The organism is Mycobacteroides sp. H003 (assembly GCF_001440135.1).
Lineage (GTDB): Bacteria > Actinomycetota > Actinomycetes > Mycobacteriales > Mycobacteriaceae > Mycobacterium > Mycobacterium gwanakae.
The window spans coordinates 21023-43869 of the sequence record NZ_LJYL01000026.1; the positions used below are offsets into that span (position 1 = coordinate 21023).

Genomic DNA, 22847 nt, shown 5'->3' on the forward strand with positions numbered 1-22847 from the left:
TCATGCCGCCTTCCGGGGGTAGATCACCGCGAGGCAGGGTCCGCATGCTTCGTCGTCGACAAGCCGGCGCCCACCCGCGCAGTAGCCGCATGCACGTACGTGTTCCTCGCAGACCACGTTGCCCTCGAAGAAGAACACGGGTTCGTCTACCGGCCGCGGGCAGATCGGGCACATCTGAGCGCCATACGATGGGTCAGTGATGCGGTCAATCGGCTCCGTGGTTACGGGTGATTGACCGCCGGCGCCGGGCACATCTGCGTCATCGGCGGCGACGCTTGCACCGGGAAATGGGTGCACGGTAGTATCAGTACTTGTCATCGCGACATACCTCTCGTTGTTGGAGAGAACCGGGACTGAAGCGCCAACTTCCGTTCCATTCGCTTGATCTGGGCTCTGTGAACGCCCGATCGATTTGAATCCCGTGCGAATCCCCCTCCGGGGGTTTCGTGCTATCTACGGGCGGATCTCGGAAACACTGTGTAGTTGTGGGGATTTCGAGCGAATCAAGGCCGAACTGCCCCTTAAGCGGAGATCTCCTGTCGGGCGACAACGTGATCGGTCCGCCAGTCACTTGCTGGGATCTCTCGCACAACTGACTCCGGTTCGGGTTCTTCGGTGAGCGCCCCGTCACGTGCTGCTTGTGCGGCGAGCACGTCGGCTGTTTCCAGTCCGGGCGATTTCGCCGGGCCCATGTGCAATCCGGCGATGATCGCCAGCTGGGCGCGTGTGTCCTGCAACCCTGGTCCGGGGGCGAGTCGATATCCACCCCAGATTCCATGCGTTTCGCGCCAATCGAGCGCCTGACGTGCGCAGTTCCGTTGGAAGTGGCACGACCAGCAGGCCGCGACGGCCTCGGGGTCGGGTTTTTGCTCGTCGGGCTGCCATCGTTCGGGTTCATATAGGCACCGGGTGGGCTTCTCGGGGAGGGTGACATCGACCGGTACTCGGGTCTGGTGGGGCCGACCACGCCCGCCGAGACCGAAGATCAAAGTCAGGGAGGCTCTCGAAGTAGACATTAGATTTGCTCCTCAAATTTGATACAAGACGGAAGTGGTAAAGCGGCTAATGAGCGCAGCAATCACCCACATGGTGACCACTGGACTTTGTTCGCGGATTCGCAGATCGTGAGACGCACAAGCTAAATGCTTTGTGCTCGTTAGTGATAGTTCCTCAGGGGGTGCTCCCTTCGATGCGCTTACCCCCTGTGGGCGCTAAGCCTGGGGGTGGCCTGACGACCTCAACGTATCAAAGCGATAAAGCTGTTGACAAGCTCTAAGAAGAAATAGTTTTCTCGTGCACCTCGGAAAGGCGCCTGACCAGGCCGACAGCTCTAGCCCGACTCTCTTCGGGCAGCTGCGGAATCAAAGTAGCCAACAAGGCGAGTGCCTGCTCAGCGCGGCCCCGGATTTCGGAATCCATCTGGGCACGCGAGGCATCGGGAAGCGGTGTCTGCACGTCAGCGGCCCGCGCAGCGAAGCCCAAGACGGTTTCGGCGAGTGTTTCAGCCAGTGTCAAGGTGGCATCGGTCGGCGCAGCGGGCACCGGCGTATCCAAGCTGTCCCGCAACGTCTTGACCGGCACTGCGAACATCTGCGACATCTGCGCCAGTGCGCGCGGTTTCGGGGCGTACTTGCCCAACTCCCAACTCGAAACTGCTGATGCGGCGACATCAAGCTCACGGGCCATCGCGGCCTGTGTCAACCCGGCCGCGACGCGATAGTGCTTGAGTGTCCACTGGTTTCGCGGCGGCATCTCCAAGAAGTCGACCAACTCGCCGCCGAAGAACTCCACCATCTTGCTCAGCAGATTCATCGACGGCGTCGAACGACCGCCGAGCAGGCTAGACAACGTTGTCGGTGTCACTTCCAACGCGGAGGCAATGCTCTTCTTGGTAATGCCCTTGGTCTGGATAGCGTCTTCGCACGCGCGGCGAAAAGCTGTCGAGGAAAAGAAATCTGAAGTGTTATCTGCCATTTACCGACCGTCGGACAGACACTCGCCGCGGCCCGGGCGCCCAAGGTCCAGCGACCTTACCGACGTCCATGATTCGCGCCCTCAGATCGAAGTGCTGCCGGAGACGTCCTCAGCCCCACCCTGATCGGCTCCCACATATCGGCCGTGCGCGGCGCGAAGATCATCGGCGTGCGACGAGAAGCGGTTGGACAGCGCCGATCCCGATCGATGAAACGCTTCCTGGAACTCAGCCACCGCCGCTGTGAAATCTGCACCGACAGGGCCGTAGCCGTCGCGCATCTGTGCCAGCAACCCGGGGTCGGGCTGGCACGCCTCGTGAACCTCGGCCGCTACACGATCGTTGGCCGCGGCGAACTGGAGCAGCTCTTCTTCATTAACCCGTAGTGCCATACCCCAAGGCTAAACCGACTACACAAACACGAGCAAGACCACTTGCCTCACGACCTGCCGGGCAACACCGCCGCTTACCGTCCGCGCTTACCAGACTACCCAGCCACGTCCCGCCCGAACTACCACAGCAGGTCGATGCGGCCAACGGGGCTCTGGAGAACACTAGCTGCTGCTGCCAGCATTGAGTCATGACCGACTTGATAACCCGGATTCTCGCAGATCCCGAACTGCGCCAGTGGCCTCACTACCGCCCGCCGGCACCTGAGTCGATGAACGATCCCGAACACGATCACCTCGCGGAGATCTCGCCCGAAGTCGAGTTCGCAGACACCGACCACGCCAAGGCCGCAGAAAAATTGCAATCTCTACTTCAGGAAACCAATTCCGACGGCCAACATGCATCCCCGACGCACCGCGATTCTGTGGAATTACCGCTGCCGCCGCACGATGAACACGCGGACAACGATGACGACCGCACCGCACCTGAAATAGACCCCGATACCGCCACCGCACATGCGGGCGCCCACGACCAACCGCAGCCCGACGAACCCAAAGACGCCGCCACCGCCACTCTGACTTTCGACGATATAGCCTCGAAGCCCAGTGCGTTGCAATCCGGATTCGGCGCTGCGGGTCAATGGATCAGAAAACAAGAATGGAAAAGTCCACGGACTCTGGCGATAGCCGCTGCGTCCACTATCGCGGCTATCTCATTGGCTATTTGGGTGGCCGGAAGCAATTCCACGACGGCCGCACCGACCGCCCAGCTGGCCACCACCAACACGCCGCGCGCGGCCAAGACGGCACCTGCTGCGGTCGATACCCCGATCACGGCATCGACCGCCACCGCGCGCTGCCCCGCACCGAGCTCGGACCCGATGAACGCCTTTCGACCCGAAAGCACCCAGCCGTGGATCTGCATCCGGGCCTGGCAGATCGACGGCCAGCTGCTGCAAGTTCTCTTCGACAAGACATACGTGATCTCGGCGGCCAGCATCATGCCCGGCGCCAACAGCACCGATGGCGGGGAAGACCTGTGGAACCGCTACCGCACTGTCAGGAGACTCACCTGGGCGTTCAACGACGCCGCGCAGACCCGGTGCGATCAGGACACCGACAGTCAACGCAAAACCGCGATACTTACCATCAGCCCCGCCACCTGCACACAGAAAGGCCCGTGGCAGCCGGTGGTGGCCAGCTCGGTCACCATCACCATCCGCAAGACCGAAGCGCCGTCTAACCCCAGCTCCTTGGGCGCGCCAGACACAGTCTCCACGACCACCGCCGACTACACCGCGTTCGCGGTAAGTCGCCTAGAGCTCATCGGTCACCCCGCGGCCGGATAACCGCCCAGGGACGCATCCCGGCACGGGTCCTACCGGCCTTTGACACGACGCAGATAGCCTGCTACCACCGCAGCGTGGTAGCAGGCTATCTCTGTCAGAAAGCTCGCACGGTAACAACCTATCCGCGCTGGTCAACTAGCTACCAAGCAGCGCTAGGTTGCCAGCACCGCCACCAAGATAGGCCCCTGACAACCCCACATGCCACACCTCTAACTTCCCAGAAAGCTAGCAAGTGAGCAGCTAATCTTCCTAGCTAAAAACTCGGCGCGCCTCCCGCTTCGCGAGCCGTTGCGCCGAGCCTAGCAGGGGGTGTCAACCTCAGCAACAACACCAGCGCCGGCGCCATCAAACTTCCACCCCAACAAGTCCAACCGCAGCCGCACCCCAGCGACATCCTCGCCACCGCAACCCCCAATGGCCAAAACCCCTCCCGGCGAGCACAAACGGCGCATATGCGCACATCAACACCGGTCCTCTGGAAAACACCACCCCCCGGTTGCATCGTGTGAACTGTGAACTTCCGCCCCAGCCCCACCGCCCGCGCCCGCAGCTGGTGGGCAGACCACAAACCGGACCGGCGCACCCTATCCCGAGCCGCTGTTCTGGCCGGCCTGGGCCTAGGGGTCCTCGGAGGCCTGAACACCGTCGCCTCCAGCTGCACGCCCCACGACACCGTCACCACCGATCAACTCAACGACACCGTCAACCGCGCCACCGCCGTCAAAGGCTTCGCCGACGCCTTCCTCAACGTGTTCCTAGCCGGCAAGTCCGCCGGCACACTGACCGCGTTCACCGGCGCACCCATCACCGCGTCCGCCATCCCGGTAACCGTCATCAAAACCGCACCCTGGTCAGCCAAGCCCCAACCCAGCGGCTACGCCAACGTCAACTACTGGTCGGTGGTAATCGGAGCCTTCGTCAAACCCATATCCGCCGCACCCGAACTCCGCTTCTACCAAGTACCCGTGGCCGTCGTCGAGGGCACCCTGCGCGTCACCGCCGCCCCCGCATTCGTCAACGGCCCAGATCTCGGATACGACATCGAACTGGACTACCCCGCAGAAGTGTCCAACAACACCGACCTCTACAACACCACCGCCGATTTCCTCAACACCTGGCTCGTCGGAACCGCTTTACACCCGGCTAGCGGAGACATCAACCGCTACAGCATCGCCGACCAAATTCAGCCATTCGACCGCGCCCCATTCACCGGAATAACCATCGACGCAATCAATGCACAAAAAGAAATTCCCGCCAACGCACAAAACGGATACAGCACAAAAATACTCGTAACCGCAGAAGGCGCGGCCGATGACAAAACAAACCAAACAATCACTTATCCACTGACCGTCATCCGCCAAAGCGATAAATGGTTCATCTCGGATATCGACCTAACGCCACAATTGGCGGGTCGAATCACCAAACCCACACAGACAGCTCAACCATCCACCACAACAACTCAACCATCCCATCCGAATTAAAAGGAAACGCAGGAAATGAACTACATCAATCAGGTGCTTTTGAACACCATCAGCCAATCCAAAACCACCATCATCCTGATCATCACCCTGGTCGCACTGGGCCTAATCGCCCTCCTCTACGCAAAGCACCTCGGCTCCATCACCAAAGTCGTCGTCGTCGTCGCCGGCGCAGTCGGCGCCGTCATCATCGTGATGATCCTGCCCGACCTACTGCGCGGCGCGGCCAGCGATTCCGGAGGCGTCACCGGCATCTCCAGCCGGTACTAAACCGCCCCACAACCCCTTGACTGGACGGACGGAAACACACCCGTGAAACCCACCCACAGCGCCGGCCCCGGGCCACTCATCACCGCCACCACAACAAGCTTGACCGGCGGCGGTGAGCATCGGTGAGCTCTGAACCCATCCCCGTCATCGTTTACACCCTGGCCCGCAAGTTCCCCAAGCTGATCGGCAAGTTCCCCAACGGGCAACCCATTCCCTTCGGCCCGTTCACCCGCATCCAATGCGCAGTCCTCGTCGCCGCCGCCGCCGTGATCTTGCTGGTCTACGAAATCGCCCATCCCCCCATCCTGGGAACCCTCTTCTTCGGCGCCGCCATCACCATCCCCACCGTCATCATGGCCCGCCGAATCGGCTTCGCCATGGCCCGGCCCACCTCACGACTGCTCTGGTTCATCCGCCCGCGTCTGCGCCGAGCACCCCTGAGCACCGGCGGCCGACCCCCACAACGGCACCCACGACCGACTGCCACCGGGACCACCGACCACGCCCTGGATTTGGAGTTCCTGAGCTGATGGACCTCGACCTCCAACAACCCACCCTGGCCGCCATCGACAACCTGCGCTTCACGCGCAGCGGCGTCGTCTACGGCGAATGGATCCTCAAAGCACAACCCAACGGGCACGAAGAACGCAGCGCCAAAACCCTGATCGACAATCAACACCGCCACCTGTTCACCGACCTCGGCACCACCATCTTGACCAGCATGGTGGCCCCCATCGCCACCAGCGTCATCGCCAAAAACATCACCTCCTCAGCGCGCCGCGCCGCAGATCGCATCACCGGCCCCGCCGGCACCCCCGGCGACCGCAGCTTCATGACTGTGTTCCCCGACGCCGTCCTGGAAGCCTCAGCGCGACTGGAGTACCTCGAACGACAACCCGTCCCCGCCTCCGAACGCCTGCACTGGCTCTCAGTTCCCCTGTGCGGCCCCTCCCGCGCCGGCACACTGCCCGACGGATATCAGCCCACCAACGACGACATCCGCGTCTTCACCACATTGGCCGACCAGACACAACGGAAAATCCCCGGAGCCTTCGCACCCAACCCGGTCAACGACATCCAGATGCGGTGGCTATGGGAACGCGGTCACACCCGCGGCGTGGACTACCGCGCCTACCGCAAATCCACCGAAACGCTCGGCACGCCCAGCCCCGGACCGTCCGCTCCCCGCCCATTCCCCCACCACGGCAGCGCCCACCTCATGCGCCGACACCAGAGCTTCCGGCTCGACGGACAAATCGACCCCCGATACTCACGCGCCGTCAAAACCCAATTCACCGACACCGACATACCGCCCTGCTTCCAAACGTTCCTTCTCGTCGACGATTTCCCCGCACCACTGCCCTGGCCCGGGGTCGCCGATCAAGTGTTCGCGCTGCTCAACCATTTCGAAGGCTCCGGTGTGGACTACACGCTGCACACCTGGACACGCCCCCGCATCGACGCGCTCGCCGCGAACACCACCGCCCTCAAATCACTGTCCGAACAACTCGACGAACGCGATAGTGAACTCAGTTTCGCCCAGAACTTCCTGGTCAAACGCGGTCAGATGCTCAGCCGGTACAACAACCACCTGGAAGCCAACCCCGCCGAAACCGAGATCCATTTCTGCCCCATCATCGCGGTGTCCGCACCCACCTACGAGGAACTGCGCGACCGCGTCCAGGACGTACAACGCACCTTCAAAGACATCCCCATCAAACTCATCGACCCGGCCGGCGCCCAGGAAGAAGCGTGGGCAGCCTGCCAGCCCGGATACCCTCCGCAACGCGTCGTCGCTGACTACACCCACTTTCTGCCCACCGACCTGTTCTCCAAATTCGTCCCCATCACCTCCGCCCAAATCGGTGACGCCGCCGGCCTCTACATCGGCGAATGCCGCCTTTCCGGGTTGGAAACACCGGTGTACCACGACCTTCTCGGCGTGACAGAGAAGGACAAATCCGCCAGCTTCCTGCTCATCGGCGATCTCGGATCGGGCAAGTCGGTTCTGCTGAAGATCTACACCGGCTACATCAGCGACCACGGCGGCCAAATCTTCGCCATCGACCGCTCCCCGATGGGCGAATACGGCACCTACGGCGACTCCATCCAGGGCGCCATCGTCATCGACCCCACCAACCCCGAATACACCCTGGACCTGCTGCGCGTGATCCCGGGCGCCGACGTCGCCGAACGCATCCTGCCTGTGCTGATGCGCCTGTTCCAAATCAAATCCGGCAGCCCCGAATCCACCTTCCTGTCAGACCTGATTGAGCCGAACTACCGGGCACGCAACAAGATTCACGGTCTGCCAGAACTGGTCACCCACACCGCCGAACTCGCCCGCAACCCCCAACTTGCCGCCGGCGCCCTCTCGGCCGCCACACCCGAAACCATCCTGAAAGTCGCCTCCCAGCTCCGATTCTGGTCACAACGAACCTACGCACGCGTCCTGTTCGCCAGCGACCTCAAACCGCTGCCCCTGGACGCGCCGCTGGTGATTCTGCGCACCAACAAGCTGGCACTGCCCGACGAAGCTTCCGACATCGCCGACGACCCGACCAAGTTGTTCGGCGACGTCATCTACACCCTGTTCGCCACCATCGCCCGGCAGGTGTTGTTCTCCGATATCGACGATCCCGCACCACGATTCGGCCTGTTCCTCCTCGATGAGGCACGTCACCTCACCCGCTCCAACATCGGCAATTCGATCATCGAGGACTTCGGCATTGACGGAAGAAAACATCACTGCGCCGTCGGATTGGCAAGCCAAGACCCGGCCCATTTCGGCCGCATCGCAAAGCTAATCCCCACATTATTCCTGTTCAGACAAGTCGACGAAACTCTCGCCGCCGATGAGCTGCGCATGGCCAGCAAAGACGCCGCCACTAACGACAACTTGATCAAGCAGCTGATGACCGAAACCAGCCCCGGTACCGGCCCCGAAGGGGAAACCCCACCGCACCGCCGCGGCGAATGCCTGATGAAAGACCTACGCAACCGCCTCGCCGAAATCAAAATCCAACTGCCCGCCCGCGCCGACCGCGCCGCAGCTGCACTCACCACCCCAGGAGCAGCCTGATGCCCAAAGCCACCCGCATGGCCGTCCGCACCGCGCGCCGCCTAGCGATCCTGCTCACGCCCACCATCACCAGCATCATCAACGCCGCCCCGGCCTGGGCCGCCACCGGAGTCACCGCCGCAAGCTTGTGGATCGGAATCACCGACAGCTCACAGGTCCCTCTGGGCATCTATGGCCTCTCCCTGAACAACGGGTCCCTGACCGATCCCACCGCGGCCCCGCCGGCACTGAGCATGCACTGGTTCTACAGCGTGTTTCTCGGCATCATCACCACACCCATCTGGCTAGTCAACAACGTTCTGAGCTTCAAATGGCTCCAAATCATCTCAGGCCCACTGGATTTTGTAGGCCGCCAACTGACCGCGATGGTCCATGCCCCCGCCGTCTTGACCGCCGTAGGACTCATCGCCGCCAGCATCATCGCCGTCAACTTCGCGCTCGGAAAAGTCAGCCGCGCCGCCGCGCAAATCACGGTCGCCGTGCTCATGGCCACCATGTCAGTGGCCGTCGCCCACAAGCCCATCAGCGAGCTCCTCGGACCCAACGGCGCACTAACCGTCGGCCGCAATATCGGCGTCGAACTGACCGGCGAGCTATCCGGCAAATCCATGCAAGGCCAAAACGCCGTCGATCAAATGACCCAATCCCTGGCCGATCACTTCGTCCGCACCCCCACCCTCATCTGGAACTACGGACAAGACCTCGACTCCGCCCCCTACAACTGCGGCCAGGCATTCACCAACAGCATCACCACCGAACCCATCGACAAAGTCAAAGACGCCGTCTGGCACAACTGCCCCAACGGCAAAGCACTGCACGACTACGCCATGAGCGATCCCACCGACCGCAAGATCGTCGCCTGGTTCTCCATCATCTTCGCCCTGGTCGTCCTATTCGTTTTCGGATATCTCTGCATCCAAGTGGTGATCCTGGGCCTGTCATCAGTGTTCTGGGCCATCGTCGCCGTCGTGGCACTGGTCACAGGCTGGATTCCTGGCGCACCGCAGAATCTCGCCCTCAAAGCCAGCCTGGACGCCCTGTTCTCCTTCGCCGGCATGACGATGATGGTCACCATCTTGGGCATCACAGGCAATCTCGCCGGCGCCATGTTCTCGTCCTCAGGCGGCGACCTGGTCGTGGCCATGCCCATGGTCGCATTAGTCCTTGCAGCGGTTTTCCTGGCACTTCGCCGCGTCCGTAAGGGCCTGGTCACCGCCCGCGAGCGCATGGTTCAAGCCGCCCAGCGATTCACCGGCAACGAACACAGCCACCTGAGCGCCACCACCAACACCCTCGACTATCTCGACCCGCTCACAGCCATCCCCAACGCGACCCGCCGTATCAAGGACGCAACCCACCGCGCGGGCAGCACCGCAACCAAGGCCGCAGTAGCCACGTTCGCCCCCGAGGCCGCTCCCTTCCTCGGCGCCGCCGAACATCTGCAATCGCGCCTCAGTATCAGAAATCTGCGAGCCAGCCGACACACGAACACGTCCAGCACAGACCAGCAGCCGACCTCGCGGTTCGGCACCCCGGCACTGGCTTATGACGTCGCCCCCACCGCCGCCGACGTCACCCCCTCGGGCCGTGAGCTCACCTCCGAAACTGCCGACCCCGCACCCGAACAGCCACCGCGGCCTGCTGCATCCGATCACCAGCTGAACCCGGTCACCACGGCATCGACCAACTCGTCGCTGCGCCGCGACGGAGCGGCGGCAGCGGCCGTCTCTGCTCTCACCACCCCCAACCAGCCGGCCACTGCGGACCTGGGCATGCTGGACACGACCTCCGTGGAACGATCAGACGCATACGCATTCGCGCGCACCCGGGCCCCGGGAAGCGGTCCAATGCCAGTGCCAGAGTTTCGGCAGCAGTACCCGCATCTGTGCGGCCAACCGACCGCCCGCGGCCAAAATTGTGTCAATGCCGCCAGCTCCTGCCCCCACCACCGCGGCGCCACACGAGGCGCGATAGCAGCGATTCATCCCGCCATCGCCGCCCTGGCCCAACCACAGGACGGCTCCGACATGACGGCTACCCCATCGGCAGATATCCGTTCGGACATGCTCGCCCGCGGCCGCCAATAGCCCCCGAAAAATGCCCACTTCCACCGTCAAAGCCGCTCTGGGCGCCGCCATATTGATCCCGCTGGGCGTCATCGGCCTACCCATCGTGCTGATCATGATGTCCCTGCCCGGGCAAGGCGCCCAGCAGTTCTTCGCCACCTGCACCGCCGCACTGGGCACCCGCGGCGCCATCGTGGCAAACCCACCCGACCCAGCCCCGACCGCCACGGAAGTCCTGTTGAAGATCGACCAAACCGCCAGAACACTGGGATTCGGAGAACAAGGAGCAACCGTCACCGCAGCGATCGCCATCCACGCCACCGGGCTGGCGAACGCAGCCAACCCGGCGAACGAAGAGACCATGAATTACGCACACACCGCACTACTGGACACCGGCGCCGGCGCGCTCGGTCTTCCGCTGGCCTGGGGCACCCCCGCCGAGCTCATGACCCCCGAGGTATCAACAGCCCTCGCACTGGACACGATGCTCGAGCGCGAACCCCGCTGGCGCGACAACACACCAGAGCAGCTGGCCGCCATCATCACCGGCGCCACCCCTGAAGAATTCACCGAGTCCGTGGCCGCCGCGCAACACGAACTCGCCGCGCTGCCCGCCGCAACACCCTCCTCCGCCGCACCTCTGCTGACTTCCGCAACCGCCACAACCACCACAGCACCGGCCATCGCACCCACAACCGCTCCAGCTCAATCAGCCGCAACCACACTGCTCAACCCCGCCGAGGCCAGCGCCGCGATCGCCACCGCACCCGAAGCCGCCAATTGCCTGCACGCCCTCACCACAGCCCTACCCGCGCCGGCAAGCACCAGCAGTCCCGACGGCCCCGCTATCGCCGCCGCCGCCCAACACGCAGTCGGCACCGACCAAACCACTACCGCACCAACCACCGCCACAGCACCAGCTGAAGGCACCCCAGCGCCGACAACACCGACCCCCGACACCGCCGAAACCACCCGCAACTCAGCACAATTCGTGGCATCGATACTCGCCGGAGTTCTCGGCGTCGATATCCCCACCACCATCGGCGAGCAACTGCAACTCGGGTACCGCGTCATGAACAACCCCGAACCCGGTGACCTCATCTACACCGACATCAGCGCCACCACCGGACCACACCTGGCTGGGATCGCGGTCGACACCGACACCATGGTCACCATCCTGCCGGGCCATCCGAACCCCGAATGGGCACACATCGGCCCCAATCGGGTAATCCGACGCACAGGGAAGGCGGCCGCCGCATGACCGGACCAACCCCGACAGCAGCCCCCACCGACACCACACCCAACGACGGTGACCCCAACGCCGACAACAACCACGAGAACACCGGCACATCACGGCCCTTTTCGGTCACCGGCCAAAACGACGGCCCCACGCCCGTCCGGATTCCCCCGCTACCTAACAGCGGTCCACCGACACCACCGGGCACCCCAACGCCAACAACCACCACCACACCCAACGCCACAAACCCCCCGGGAACTCCGAACACCGGCGCTACCACCCCCAACGGCCTCGCCCCGAACAGCACACCCTCATCCACCGACCCCGCGAACACCGCCGATCACCACGGAAAACCCCACCGCGGCGACCACAACACCGACACCGACGACACCGACGGTGACACGGCTGACACCTCGCCGGCAGCCAACGCCGCACCCGAAGCCCTCAACGCACTGGCAGGTCTGGGCCCCCAATTGGCCGGCCCGCTACTGAACCTGCCTGGCGCCGCACTACAAGGCGCAGGAAGCCTCATGCCCGCCCTCGCCTCAGCCGTGCTCCCGCAACTAGCCACACTGGCCCATCAACTCGGCATCGACGAACCCCCAGGCAGCCCAACTAGCCGCATGAACCCACGCTCGGCCAACAACCTCGCCGGCCCCCACGGATCGATGGGTTTCGAAGGCCCCGCCGCCGACCAAGCCCGCCTACGCAACGAAGCCCTCGCCCGCCGCGTCGGCGCCATGCACGACGTCGAAGCCAAACTCGGCGACATCCTGGGACTATCCTCCGCCAACACCGAAAACGACCGCGCCAAAATCAAAGGCATCATCGACGACGTCGAGACCGCCCTCGCCTCCGCCGGCGCCCAAGGCAACACCCCCGAAGCCCAAACCGCCGTCCTGACCGCCATGCGCAAAGCACTCGATGACGCCGGCAACGTCGTCTCCGCCGCGGCCCGCAACAAACTCTCCGACGCCCAATTCGTCCGAAACCTCATCCAGGACTACCTCGCCGCCGCCGATACCACCCAAGCCGGCGTCGCAGGCAGCGGCGCCGGAGCCGACGCCGCCCGCATCGCCCACGACGCACTCGGACTGCCGTACGTATGGGGCGGCGGAGGCGCCCTCGGACCCACCGGCGGCGGATTCGACTGCAGCGGCCTCACCCAATGGGCCATCGCCCGCGCCTCTGGCGGCCGCGTCATCCTGCCCCGCACCACCTACGACCAAATCCACGCCGGCACAGCAGTACCCCTGGGCGCCCTCGCCCCCGGCGACCTGGTCTTCTCCAACTGGTCAAGCCCCGGAGTCCCCGAACACGTAGCCATCTACATCGGAAACGGCCAAGTCATCGAAGCCCCCCAACGGGGCGTGCCTGTACACATCAGCGGCCTCCCCAACAACGCACAAGCCCGCAGGGTCCTCTAAAACTCGCCGAACAACTGGATGAATCGCCTGGAAGACACGCTCGGTCGGATCGATGCAGCACTTACGCGCCAACTGCGCCAAATCGGCGCCCCAGGTCCACGATCAGATCATCGTCAACCAAGAAACCCCGAAACGGCATCGGCTCCGCACCCCGCTTGGGCACAAACAGCCCCACACCAGCCGACAGCTCGTGCGCGTCGGCACTGCCCACCAGTTGCACCGACTCCTGCACTGTGCTCGTCCGCAACACAATGCGGCAATTCACGTTAACGGCGACCTTACGCGACTCCCCAACACTGGCCTGACTGACAGCAACCACGTGGATTCCAAGACCAGTGCCTTCGCGCATCAACCTGCGCGCCACCGAGTGCGGCAGCACACGAAATTCGTCGACCACCACCACCAAGTCAGGCAAAGCCGGCAGGTCCGCTCCCCGCACACTCGCACGCAGTTCTCGATAGCGGCCAATACGACCACCAACCCCAGCCTCATGAAGCGCTCGGGAGCGACCATCGACCAGCTCCATCAACGCAGCGGCGCAGGTATCTGATCCAAGGATCGCCACCGTGTGCGGGTAATCGGCGAAACCATCAAACACACTGCCCACACCGTCCTTCGTATCGACGATCACCATCTGCATCAGATCGGGCGAATGCTGAGCGCACAGCCCGACCAACATCGACTGCAGCCCAACCGTTTTCCCTGACCCGGTCATACCGGTCTGCAGCAAGTGCGGACCAGCCCCGCCGTCGGCTTCATCCTTGAGGTCCAACCACACCGGCACGCCACCGACGCCTAAACCAAGCGGAACCCGAAGCAGCAGGCCCCGATCCACTGGCTCACCGGTACCCACCGGCAGCGCTCGATCAGCCCACAGCGCCGCAATATCAGCAACTTCTACACCACCAAGGCCCAGCAGCGACAACATCAACGGCCCATCCGCCGACTCGGGCACCACACGCGCCGCATCGCCGCGGCCGCGATTGTCCACCTGCCGGCGAGCCCGCATATACGCCACCCCGGTGCCCTTTTGTCGACGGCGCGCCTGCCCTTTGAACGAATTACTCGACATCGAACTATTCACATCCCATCCAAAGTTGTTGTCGCGCAACCCACATCTGCGGTGCGACGGTTCTCTGTCAGGGTGCGCGCGGTGACCCTGAGGGTCTTGTCCCGATTGGTCAGGCGACTGATCGATGTGGGCGATCAGCCTTCTGTCGGGAGTCGCGCCGCCGCGTCGGCGGCACGGCTCACATTCTATCCATCCAGACGCCCATGACCGGAATCTTGGGCGCAAGTCTCGGACTTCAGTCCGGGGCGAACCCATCCCGTTTGTCGGCGGGCGTAGCCCCGCGTTCAGAGTGGCCGTCTTTGCCCGATGTATTGCTTAATGATCGACAATGGTGCGCCTCCGCAGCAGACGGCGAAGTAGGAAGGCGACCAGAGATGCCCGCGCATGCGAGCGCGGACACGCGCGCCGGCATATTCGCGGCGCACCACGCATGCGGTGCGGCCCTTGAGCCGCTGAACCAGCGTGAAGATCGCCAGCGTGGGCAGGTAGGAGACCAGCAGGTACACATGGTCAGCCTCGCCGTTGAACTCGACCGCCACGGTGCCCAGGTCGGCACACACCTCAGCCATGGTGCGCTCGCAGAAGGTGAGCATGGCCCAAAACAGCCACGATCCAAGCCCTTCACCATGCACTGGCCGAATACGGACGACTCTTCCGAAGGCGAATACGCCGCGTGTTCCTGAATCGCGTAATACCCCGGGCACCGGAGTGAACCACGCGGTGAGGACGTCAAAAAAGCACCTGTTGAGCCCGCTGGCGAAATGGACCAGACTTTCAACTACAGCCATCCGGCGAAAGGACAATCGTGACGGCAGCTACCGCAGACGACACCACCGTCAACGGCTTCGAAGTCAGCGTCGACCAAGCCACCTACCTCGTAGAACACCTCCACCTGCACGGTCTGATACCCGAGGTGCTGGCCCTCTACAACCCCATGACCTGGCCGGACCTCACACAAGCGTGGAAAGACCTACAGCACAATCGCCTCACCGATGAACGCCGAATCCTCACCGGCGACGGCGTGCGCCCAGAAGTCGCCGACATGGTTCGAACGATCGCTCACGCCGACCAAACCCTGGCGATCCGGGTCATCCCTCTTCGCGAACCCAACGTCATGCTGCGCACCGCGATCGCAACGCGGTACGACCGCTTCGTCGTCGCCAGCCGCACCCGCGATATCGTCCTCGTCCAACGCGTGCCGGCCTCCGACTGGATCACCGCAACCAGCGCGGTCCTGAACACCATCTTGGGACCCACCCCGCCGGCGAGCATGTCCGAACCGGTGCACCTAACCGCCACCGAAGCAGCCGTCGTCTCAGCCGCCGACCCCGGCCAAAGCACCGACCACTTCCTCGAATACGGCGTCAGCGCGCACAACGCCACCATCCTCAACGCGTGCTCATCACCTGACGTCGTCACCGAGCTGACCGCGCTGCGCCGCGTCGACGGCATCACCCGCCGCACCAAAACCGCTGTCACACTCCTAGATACCGTCCACGGCCGGGTCCTGGCCTGGCCGCACATCGGTATCGACGGACGAACACAGCTGACCTACGCCCCCATGTCGCTCGACCGGCTCGACACCGCCCTGACCGCCCTGTTCGCCACCCTCGACAAGCAGTAAACGGGTGAGGAGCTGCTGGTGATTTTGTCGGCCAGCGTTGGATATCCGCTTTTGTCGGACCTATCTAGGACACTGGTGTCATGACCGATTCCGGGCTTCGCAAGTGGCGTGAGGTGAAGCCGGTCGCTGCTGCGGCGGGGGTGGCGATCGAGACCAGGTTGCGCACTACGGTCGTCGATGATCGGGTGCTGGATGTGGTGGCCGAGCATCTGGGCCGTCTGCGACGCGCTGATCTGGCGGCGGTATCCCGACCTGTCCCGATCGATGCGGGATTGGATGCCGGCGAACGGCGGCAGGTGCGTCGGGGCCTGCTGAATGCCCGCAAGAGAGCGTTGACCGCGCTGTCCTCGGCGCGGTGGGCCAGCGCGATCATCGCGGGCAGCGATGACCAGTACCGGCTGGCCCGTGAGGCCCAGTACCGGCACATTGGCGGGTTGCGGGCTGCGATCGCCACCATCGAGACCCGGCTGACTGCAACTACCAGTGACATGCTCACCGTGTCTGAGCGTAAAACCCGCCGCAGCACGAACGCGCCGAAAGGCTATGCGAACCAAGCAGAACGCTTCCAGAAGCAGCGTCGGGCGCAGCACCTACGCGCCGAGCTCGCCGCGGCCGAACACGACCGGGCCGTCGGCGTCGTGCACGTGGTGGAGGGCGGGAAACGCGTTGCCCACACCCGTCACCACCTCGACAAGGCTGGCCTGACCGAAGCGCAGTGGCGGCAGAGGTGGGATGCGTCCCGGTGGCGGATCCGGTCGACCGGCTCGCCCGATGAACCGTTTGGCAACCTCACCATCACGGTCACCCCGGCAGGACAGGTCAGTATCCGGTTACCGAAACCGTTGGAACACTTAGCCAATGCACCCCGCGGCCGGTATGTCCTGTCGGGAGTAGCGGTGTTCAGCCACCGTGGTGAGGCGTGGGTGCAGCGGATCACCGGCGGTAACTCGATCGCGTATACGATCACCCGCAAGGCTGGCCGGGATGGGGTGTATCTGACCGGGTCGTGGGCGATCCCCGCGCTGCCGTACTGGTCCGGCCGCGATGACTGCGAGGCCGACGGTGATGTGCACGCCACCGGCCCGGTGGTCGGGGTGGATCTCAACGACGGACATCTGGCGGTGCGGCGCCTGGACAGGCACGGCAACCCGGTCGGTGCGGCCGGTCGGATCGATTTCGACCTCACTGGCAGCACGACCCGCCGTGATGCCCAGGTGCGTCACGCCATCACCCAACTCCTGCACTACACCCGCCGCCATGGCATCACCACCATCGCGGTCGAAGACCTTGACTTCGCTGATGCCCGGGCCACTGGGCGCGAAACCATGGGTCGCGGGATGCGGGGGAAACGGTTCCGCCGCACCGTATCTGGAATCCCGACAGCGGTGTTCCGCAACCGCCTGACCGCCATGACCACGGCCGCCGATATCGACTTGTTCGGGGTCAACCCCGCCTATTCCAGTATTTGGGGTGGCCAGCACTGGCAGCACCCCTACCTCAACGTCTCCCGGCACCAGGCAGCCGCCACAGTGATCGGGCGTCGCGCTCAAGGCCTATCGGCCCGGCGTCGGAAAGGTGTGACACCGCAGCGACCAGAGGATCGCCCGGTGAGAGCTACCAACCAGACCGGACCAAACAGCCCTGCAGCGACCGGAGGCCGACGCGAGCCAGGGACACGGGGAACCACACCACGGCGCCCCCACTCGACACGAACACGGCAACCGGGCCGGGCAACCGTTACCCCGGCACCACTGGGCAACCACGGCCAACAACAGTTGTAACGGTTGGCAGACAATGTATCTCGTTCCGAGGGCCACTAAAGCCACCTCGAGTATCCCGCCTCGGGACGCATAGCTCCTCTTGAGAACCGGTGTCCCGCACCCAACAGTAGAAATCGTGACATCGCCACGCTCGAGCAGCGCCAAATCTGGCAGCGACACCGAAAACCCGCTCGCGGTCTCGCTCGCAGTGCTGGTGATTATCGGTGGCGGCGGCTGGCTCACCTACCGCTACCTGACTAAAAACACTGACCTGCTCGCCGCCATCGATCGCCCCACCGTTATCGCACTGGCGGCCTCGACCATAACCACGATCGTCGCCGCCGTGATCCTCTGGCAGAGCACCCACCCCGGGGAACCCTCGCCGACCCATCCCGAAAAATGGGCGATGACCTTGTCTGTTCCCGCCGCTGCGGCCGGCACCGCAGCCGCCGTCTTCACTGCCACGCTGCTTGCGACTGGACTGTGGATGCAGATGCCCCATCTCCCGGCCATGGGATTGGCTGCAGCTGCAGCCGTCGCCATGGCCGGCTGCCTCATCGACCGGTACCGCCTGGTAGACAGCCGCCTACGGCTGCGCAGCACCCTCATACAGGCCTTGTACAGCCCGCTGGGGCACAAAGAGCCGTCCCCCCGGGTAGCGACCGCCCAATATCACCCCCGAACCCACGTACCGCACACCGTCACCATCCGCGCGTCACGGCCCATGACGGCACTGACCCCGCGCGACGACACCCGCCTGCAGGTCGAGGACCCCGCCAAACCCGCTGGCCGCCTCGACCCGGCCAGCACCATCCGCCGCACCCTAACCAAGCACTGCGACGCGCATTACCGCGTCACCGCCGATCCCTCGGACCTGGTCTACACGGCAACTCAGTTCGTCCCCGAGCAACTCGACGCCGAACTGGCCGATCTCACCCGTAAGGCACGCGATGTCTTCGACACCACGGCGACCGTCACCGGATCACTGGCCAACGGATTCACCGTCAGCAACGTCAGCGCCAAGAAACTGACCGGCGAGTTCCGCAAAAGGGTTGCCGAGCAAAACATGACCGAACTGGTCGGCGGCTCCTGGCGAGTCAAATTCGACCTCCCCAGCTCGCAAGTCATCTTCAAACCCAAACCCACACTGGACCGGCTCTACTACCCCAAACCGATACCAGCCGTCAGATCGATCTCCGAGGCCATCGGCCAGTACCGTCACACCCGCTTCGCTTACGGCGTCGATCTCGACCTGGGCATCCAGGAATGGGATCCACTGGACTCGCCACACACCCTCGTTAGCGGCAAAACCGGTGCTGGCAAAACCGTTTTCCTGCGAACCTTGATCATGATGGCTGCCCTGAGCGGGTGGGCGGTGGTACTCGTTGACTTCAAGGGCGGCTCCTACAGCGACTTCGTTGGCTGGCCCAACGTGCACATCATCAGCAGCGACCCCTTCGAGTCGATCGCCACCATCCACCGCATGTACAAGCTGATGGATGAGCGCAATGCCCGCGCACGCTGGGACCAATCGCAATGGGAGAACAACCTGCCATACCTCGTCATTGTCGACGAAGCATCCCAGTTCAAAGTTGTCCTCGAACGGATGTGGGCGAACCTCAAACCGGCTAAAAACGCCCCGAAGGAATGCCCCACAATCACCGAACTCGGCGAGATGGCCCGGCTGGCACGCTCCTCCCGCGTGCACCTGGTCCTGGGTATGCAGCGCCCTGGCCACGAACTCATCGATACTGATGCCCGCGACAACTTCGGAAACCGTGTGTCAGTAGGGCCCATTTCACGCATCGCCGCCGAGATGATCTTCGAAGACAGCTACACCGGCCGCAACGTGCCCCGCATTAAGGGCCGCGGCATGTCCACCGGCACCCACCAAGACCCCCGCGAAACCCAGTACTACTTCACCCCGCCCGCCGACAGCACCGACCCCACCGAGGCCGCCGTCATCAAGGCGCTGCGGCCCCCGATCAACCTGATCCCTCGCTACGTCCCGGAACTGCCCAAATCGATCGCCGGCGCAACCTGGGACGATATCGCCGACGCGCCGTGGTTCCCGCTCTCACAGCGCCCCGATCTTGACCCGACCATGTTCCACCGCAAGGTCACCGATTTCGGAGGCGATTCCCAACTGGGCTTTGATCTGGAGGAAATCATCGCCACCGCGGACACGGCCGACATGATCAAGCTCACCGTTGCCGCCAAGAATCTGCAGCCCAAGGACCTGATCAGCTTCGGCGACGGCAACACCGGCGAAGTCGATGGAATTGACATCGCCGACACCGGCACCGTCACGGTGATGTGGCAAGACGACAACGATAGCCTGCTCAAGGTGAGCACCCTGGCCCCTTCCAGTCTGCTGTCGGTGTCACGTAACTCCTCTTGAGAACACCCCTTTCGCGCCTTTACCGTCGTAGCTGAATCCGCTGCAACAGCTGCGGTTACCAGGAAGGGAGGGGCCAGGCATATGTCGCCATTTACGCTCTGGGAACTTATCCTTTTGCCTATCGTCGGCCCCGCACCGCTGGTCATCGACAAAGGCGCAGAGCTGCTGTTCGGCTCCGGTGATCATCCGAATCTGCCGCCGCCGCCGCATCCGCCGACCCCACCGGCCGCCAATGGCGAAGGACCGACCCAGGACGCCATCAACAAGATCAACACCACGCTCGCCGAGATGCACAAGCAGATCGAAGAAATGCACAAGGCCAGCGAGCAAGCGTTGGGACAGACCGGCGCCAATTCCGCCGCCGGCCGCGCGCTGCACGATCAGATCCTGTCGGGCAACCAATCCGGGCTCGGCGCACCCGGGGGCACACCCGAAGCCGAGCAGGGCCGCCTCTCGGAGATGCAGCGCAAAATCGACGAACTCAGCAAGAACGTGCAGGACAAGGCTGGCGCCGCCAACAGCATCGCCGACGGCCTGCGCAATTTCGGCGCCGGGATGACGCCGGGCGGCATGCCCGGATTCGGTGGCGGCGGTATGGCCCCGGGTTTGTCAGGGCTGGGTGGCGGCGGACTGGGAGCACCAGCCCCGCTCAACGCAACCGGCAAAGGTAAAGATCCGCTCAAGCCGTCAGATTTGACCAGGCCCGACGAACCCCTTAAGCCGCCGCCGCTGAACACCAACGCAACGCCCGTGACACCACCAAACACCGCCCCTGCGGCTCCTGCGGCGCCGCCGGCGGGCACCCCTCCACCGACAAACGCTGCCCCGGCTGTAACCGGCAAACCCAACACGCCCGCCCCGCCGCCAGCAGCGAGCAAGGACATCACCTTGCCCTCAGGGCAGGTAGTCACCGCCCGCAACCCGCAGGCAGCTGACGCCGTGCGTCAAGCACTCAAGCGCACGCCAGACAGCGGTGATGTCGCCACCGCCGCCTATGCCGGCACCGGAGTCAACATCCCCACCGATGGCGCCGACCCGGGCCGCAAGGTGGACCCCGCCGACGTCAAGCCCGGCGATATCGCGGTGTTCTCCGACCACACCGCAATCGTCGCCGGCAACGGCCAGCTGATCGGCCCCGACGGAAAGCTGCAGCCACTGGGCGTGATCAACGACATGCCCGGGTTCAAGGGCTTCTTCGATCCGACCGCCACCACCGCCGACACCCCCGCGACACAGGAACCGCCCGCTGCCACCGCGACGAACGCAACACCGGCAACCCCTCCCACCGGCACCAACCCGGTCCCAGGCGCTGCCCTCGCGGCGGCCCCGGCCGCCAAACCGCAGAACACGGACACCAAACCGTCCAGTCCGGGCTTCGGACTTCCCGCACAGCCCAGCCATGGCCGTTGACCAAGTCGTCGACGACTACCTGCATAGCGTGCAGCAAATCGTTGGAACCACAACGGCACCCGGTGCCGCCCCCGCCTACGGGCCCTCGACGCCACTGAATTTCCCCAACGTCGACTGGATCGGCAGCGCCCACGATGCCGCCCAATCAGCTAGTGATCACCTCCAGCAGGCCCGCCACCAGCTGGCCACGGCATCCCAGAACGCCGCCACCATCACCGACTCGGCCAAACACATCGCCGACACCGCCACCGCGCAGCTCGGCAGCATCACCACCGAATGGGAACACGCGAAATCGGCTGCCGCTGCCCTGCCAAGCCCCGGCCCACGCGACGCAGCCTTGATGCCCGCCGCACAAACAACCATCCACGAAGCCATCGACCTCATCACCACCACCAGCAGCCAATACGCCGCCGCAGCGGAAGATATCCGCAAGCACACCGGCACCCTGCCCACCACCCCACACTCCCCCAACGGCGCCACCTCCGAACACGATCCCAACACCCCCAGCACGCCCGCAGGAGAAGACCCTGCCGACAACAACCTGGCTGCCCACCTGCCGACCGAAACCTCAACCGCCGCGGCCGCCACTACCCCCACCGCAATAGACCCCGGCACCATGGCGTCGGCCGCCAACGCCATCCCGGCAGCTGCTGGCACTCTGCCCGCGATGATGGGCCCAGCCATGGGCCTGCCCGCCGGAGCCGCCCCCCTCGGCGGCATGCTCGCACCCCTGATGCAGTCGGCGGCCTCGAACGCACCTTCGACCGACACCAGCAGGTCCCCCGGCACACCAGCGCACAACACCCACTCGGTCAGCACCCCACGCACCGTCGACGAAGCCATCGACGGCGCCCTCGACGCCCTCAACATCACCGACCCCGAAGACCGCCAACGCTGGCTCAACGGCTACCGCACCCTGATCTTCCGCGAATCCAGCAACGAGATCGACGCCATCGCCAACGGCGACTCCAACGCCACCGGACCGATGATGCCCGACGGCGGCTACCAAGGATCTTCCCGCGGCCTCACACAAGTCACCCCAGGAACCTTCCACAGCTACCACGTCCCCGGCACCAGCGACGACATCTTCGAACCCGTCGCCAACATCGCAGCCTCCATGAACTACGTCATCAACGACCCTAAATACCTGGTCTCACGCACCGGCATTGACCTCGCCAGCAAGATCGCCCAAGCCAACCCCAACTCAGCCGGCGGAGGGTACTGATGCCCACCATCACGGATACCGTCGACGCCATCATCCAACAAGCCCACACCCTGCTCGGCACCACCGAACCCACTACACCCAATCC

19 protein-coding genes are annotated in these 22847 nt (G+C 64.1%); 13 read left to right on the forward strand and 6 right to left on the reverse strand.

Annotated elements, in window-relative coordinates:
* From AOT87_RS17780 to AOT87_RS17795, 4 genes are all read right to left on the reverse strand, one after another.
* Window positions 1-318 (reverse strand): hypothetical protein, encoded by a 318-nt coding sequence (locus AOT87_RS17780; protein WP_131727597.1) that lies wholly within the window; start codon window positions 316-318, stop codon window positions 1-3.
* A 203-nt stretch (window positions 319-521) separates the two neighbouring features.
* Window positions 522-1016 carry a WhiB family transcriptional regulator gene (locus AOT87_RS27930; RefSeq protein ID WP_081344334.1) on the reverse strand — a complete coding sequence of 165 codons (495 nt, stop codon included), beginning with the start codon at window positions 1014-1016 and terminating at the stop codon, window positions 522-524.
* Window positions 1017-1272: 256 nt separating this feature from the next.
* A complete protein-coding gene (locus tag AOT87_RS17790; protein WP_057970176.1) occupies window positions 1273-1974 on the reverse strand; it encodes a helix-turn-helix domain-containing protein in 702 nt (233 codons plus the stop codon).
* 81 nt (window positions 1975-2055) lie between these two features.
* Entirely contained in the window at window positions 2056-2364 is a 309-nt protein-coding gene (locus AOT87_RS17795) for a type VII secretion target (protein WP_057970177.1), read from the reverse strand.
* 188 nt (window positions 2365-2552) lie between these two features.
* On the opposite strand from AOT87_RS17795, the gene AOT87_RS17800 reads away from it, so the two are divergent.
* From AOT87_RS17800 to AOT87_RS17835, 8 genes are all read left to right on the forward strand, one after another.
* The gene (locus AOT87_RS17800) at window positions 2553-3710 is read left to right on the forward strand and encodes a hypothetical protein (protein ID WP_057970178.1); all 1158 of its coding nucleotides are present in this window, start codon (window positions 2553-2555) and stop codon (window positions 3708-3710) included.
* A 512-nt stretch (window positions 3711-4222) separates the two neighbouring features.
* Complete coding sequence (locus tag AOT87_RS17805; RefSeq protein WP_081344335.1) at window positions 4223-5191, forward strand: conjugal transfer protein; 969 nt, start codon at window positions 4223-4225, stop codon at window positions 5189-5191.
* Window positions 5192-5206: 15 nt separating this feature from the next.
* On the forward strand, window positions 5207-5458 hold the full coding sequence (locus AOT87_RS17810) for a hypothetical protein (protein ID WP_057970179.1): 252 nt from the start codon (window positions 5207-5209) through the stop codon (window positions 5456-5458).
* A gap of 122 nt (window positions 5459-5580) precedes the next feature.
* Window positions 5581-5988: a hypothetical protein gene (locus AOT87_RS17815; RefSeq protein WP_057970180.1), complete on the forward strand. Its 408-nt coding sequence runs from the start codon at window positions 5581-5583 to the stop codon at window positions 5986-5988.
* Complete coding sequence (locus AOT87_RS17820) at window positions 5988-8540, forward strand: ATP-binding protein (protein WP_057970302.1); 2553 nt, start codon at window positions 5988-5990, stop codon at window positions 8538-8540. Before AOT87_RS17815 ends, AOT87_RS17820 begins: the two co-directional genes overlap by 1 nt.
* Complete coding sequence (locus tag AOT87_RS17825; protein ID WP_057969454.1) at window positions 8540-10627, forward strand: hypothetical protein; 2088 nt, start codon at window positions 8540-8542, stop codon at window positions 10625-10627. Before AOT87_RS17820 ends, AOT87_RS17825 begins: the two co-directional genes overlap by 1 nt.
* A 10-nt stretch (window positions 10628-10637) precedes the next feature.
* The gene (locus AOT87_RS17830; RefSeq protein ID WP_057969453.1) at window positions 10638-11867 is read left to right on the forward strand and encodes a hypothetical protein; all 1230 of its coding nucleotides are present in this window, start codon (window positions 10638-10640) and stop codon (window positions 11865-11867) included.
* Window positions 11864-13270, forward strand: a complete 1407-nt coding sequence (locus tag AOT87_RS17835) for an NlpC/P60 family protein (protein WP_057969452.1) — start codon at window positions 11864-11866, stop codon at window positions 13268-13270. Before AOT87_RS17830 ends, AOT87_RS17835 begins: the two co-directional genes overlap by 4 nt.
* Window positions 13271-13331: 61 nt before the next feature.
* On the opposite strand, the gene AOT87_RS17840 is transcribed toward AOT87_RS17835, so the two are convergent.
* Both AOT87_RS17840 and tnpA read right to left on the reverse strand, forming a co-directional pair.
* Complete coding sequence (locus tag AOT87_RS17840; protein WP_157859023.1) at window positions 13332-14342, reverse strand: FtsK/SpoIIIE domain-containing protein; 1011 nt, start codon at window positions 14340-14342, stop codon at window positions 13332-13334.
* 284 nt (window positions 14343-14626) lie between these two features.
* The gene (gene tnpA / locus AOT87_RS29105; protein ID WP_198528449.1) at window positions 14627-15130 is read right to left on the reverse strand and encodes an IS200/IS605 family transposase; all 504 of its coding nucleotides are present in this window, start codon (window positions 15128-15130) and stop codon (window positions 14627-14629) included.
* Between the two features lie 17 nt (window positions 15131-15147).
* Here tnpA and AOT87_RS17850 point away from each other — a divergent pair, with 17 nt between their 5' ends.
* The 5 genes from AOT87_RS17850 to AOT87_RS17870 all read left to right on the forward strand — a co-directional run bounded on the left by AOT87_RS17850 (window position 15148) and on the right by AOT87_RS17870 (window position 22762).
* The gene (locus tag AOT87_RS17850) at window positions 15148-15966 is read left to right on the forward strand and encodes an ESX secretion-associated protein EspG (protein ID WP_057970257.1); all 819 of its coding nucleotides are present in this window, start codon (window positions 15148-15150) and stop codon (window positions 15964-15966) included.
* 80 nt (window positions 15967-16046) lie between these two features.
* Window positions 16047-17747, forward strand: a complete 1701-nt coding sequence (locus AOT87_RS17855) for a hypothetical protein (RefSeq protein WP_057969450.1) — start codon at window positions 16047-16049, stop codon at window positions 17745-17747.
* Window positions 17748-17862: 115 nt separating this feature from the next.
* Complete coding sequence (locus AOT87_RS17860) at window positions 17863-20127, forward strand: FtsK/SpoIIIE domain-containing protein (RefSeq protein WP_057969449.1); 2265 nt, start codon at window positions 17863-17865, stop codon at window positions 20125-20127.
* 114 nt (window positions 20128-20241) lie between these two features.
* On the forward strand, window positions 20242-21537 hold the full coding sequence (locus AOT87_RS17865; protein WP_131727598.1) for a hypothetical protein: 1296 nt from the start codon (window positions 20242-20244) through the stop codon (window positions 21535-21537).
* Window positions 21527-22762, forward strand: a complete 1236-nt coding sequence (locus tag AOT87_RS17870; RefSeq protein WP_057979912.1) for a hypothetical protein — start codon at window positions 21527-21529, stop codon at window positions 22760-22762. The genes AOT87_RS17865 and AOT87_RS17870 overlap by 11 nt, the downstream gene beginning before the upstream one ends.
* The last annotated feature ends 85 nt before the right edge of the window (window positions 22763-22847 follow it).

Coding starts and splice junctions, on each gene's coding strand:
- AOT87_RS27930 (WP_081344334.1), bottom strand. CDS start 1,016: ATGTCTACTTCGAGAGCCTCCCTGACTTTGATCTTCGGTCTCGGCGGG.
- AOT87_RS17820 (WP_057970302.1), top strand. CDS start 5,988: ATGGACCTCGACCTCCAACAACCCACCCTGGCCGCCATCGACAACCTG.
- AOT87_RS17800 (WP_057970178.1), top strand. CDS start 2,553: ATGACCGACTTGATAACCCGGATTCTCGCAGATCCCGAACTGCGCCAG.
- AOT87_RS17870 (WP_057979912.1), top strand. CDS start 21,527: ATGGCCGTTGACCAAGTCGTCGACGACTACCTGCATAGCGTGCAGCAA.
- AOT87_RS17840 (WP_157859023.1), bottom strand. CDS start 14,342: ATGTCGAGTAATTCGTTCAAAGGGCAGGCGCGCCGTCGACAAAAGGGC.
- AOT87_RS17810 (WP_057970179.1), top strand. CDS start 5,207: ATGAACTACATCAATCAGGTGCTTTTGAACACCATCAGCCAATCCAAA.
- AOT87_RS17795 (WP_057970177.1), bottom strand. CDS start 2,364: ATGGCACTACGGGTTAATGAAGAAGAGCTGCTCCAGTTCGCCGCGGCC.
- AOT87_RS17780 (WP_131727597.1), bottom strand. CDS start 318: ATGACAAGTACTGATACTACCGTGCACCCATTTCCCGGTGCAAGCGTC.
- AOT87_RS17835 (WP_057969452.1), top strand. CDS start 11,864: ATGACCGGACCAACCCCGACAGCAGCCCCCACCGACACCACACCCAAC.
- AOT87_RS17855 (WP_057969450.1), top strand. CDS start 16,047: ATGACCGATTCCGGGCTTCGCAAGTGGCGTGAGGTGAAGCCGGTCGCT.
- AOT87_RS17830 (WP_057969453.1), top strand. CDS start 10,638: ATGCCCACTTCCACCGTCAAAGCCGCTCTGGGCGCCGCCATATTGATC.
- tnpA (WP_198528449.1), bottom strand. CDS start 15,130: ATGGCTGTAGTTGAAAGTCTGGTCCATTTCGCCAGCGGGCTCAACAGG.
- AOT87_RS17790 (WP_057970176.1), bottom strand. CDS start 1,974: ATGGCAGATAACACTTCAGATTTCTTTTCCTCGACAGCTTTTCGCCGC.
- AOT87_RS17825 (WP_057969454.1), top strand. CDS start 8,540: ATGCCCAAAGCCACCCGCATGGCCGTCCGCACCGCGCGCCGCCTAGCG.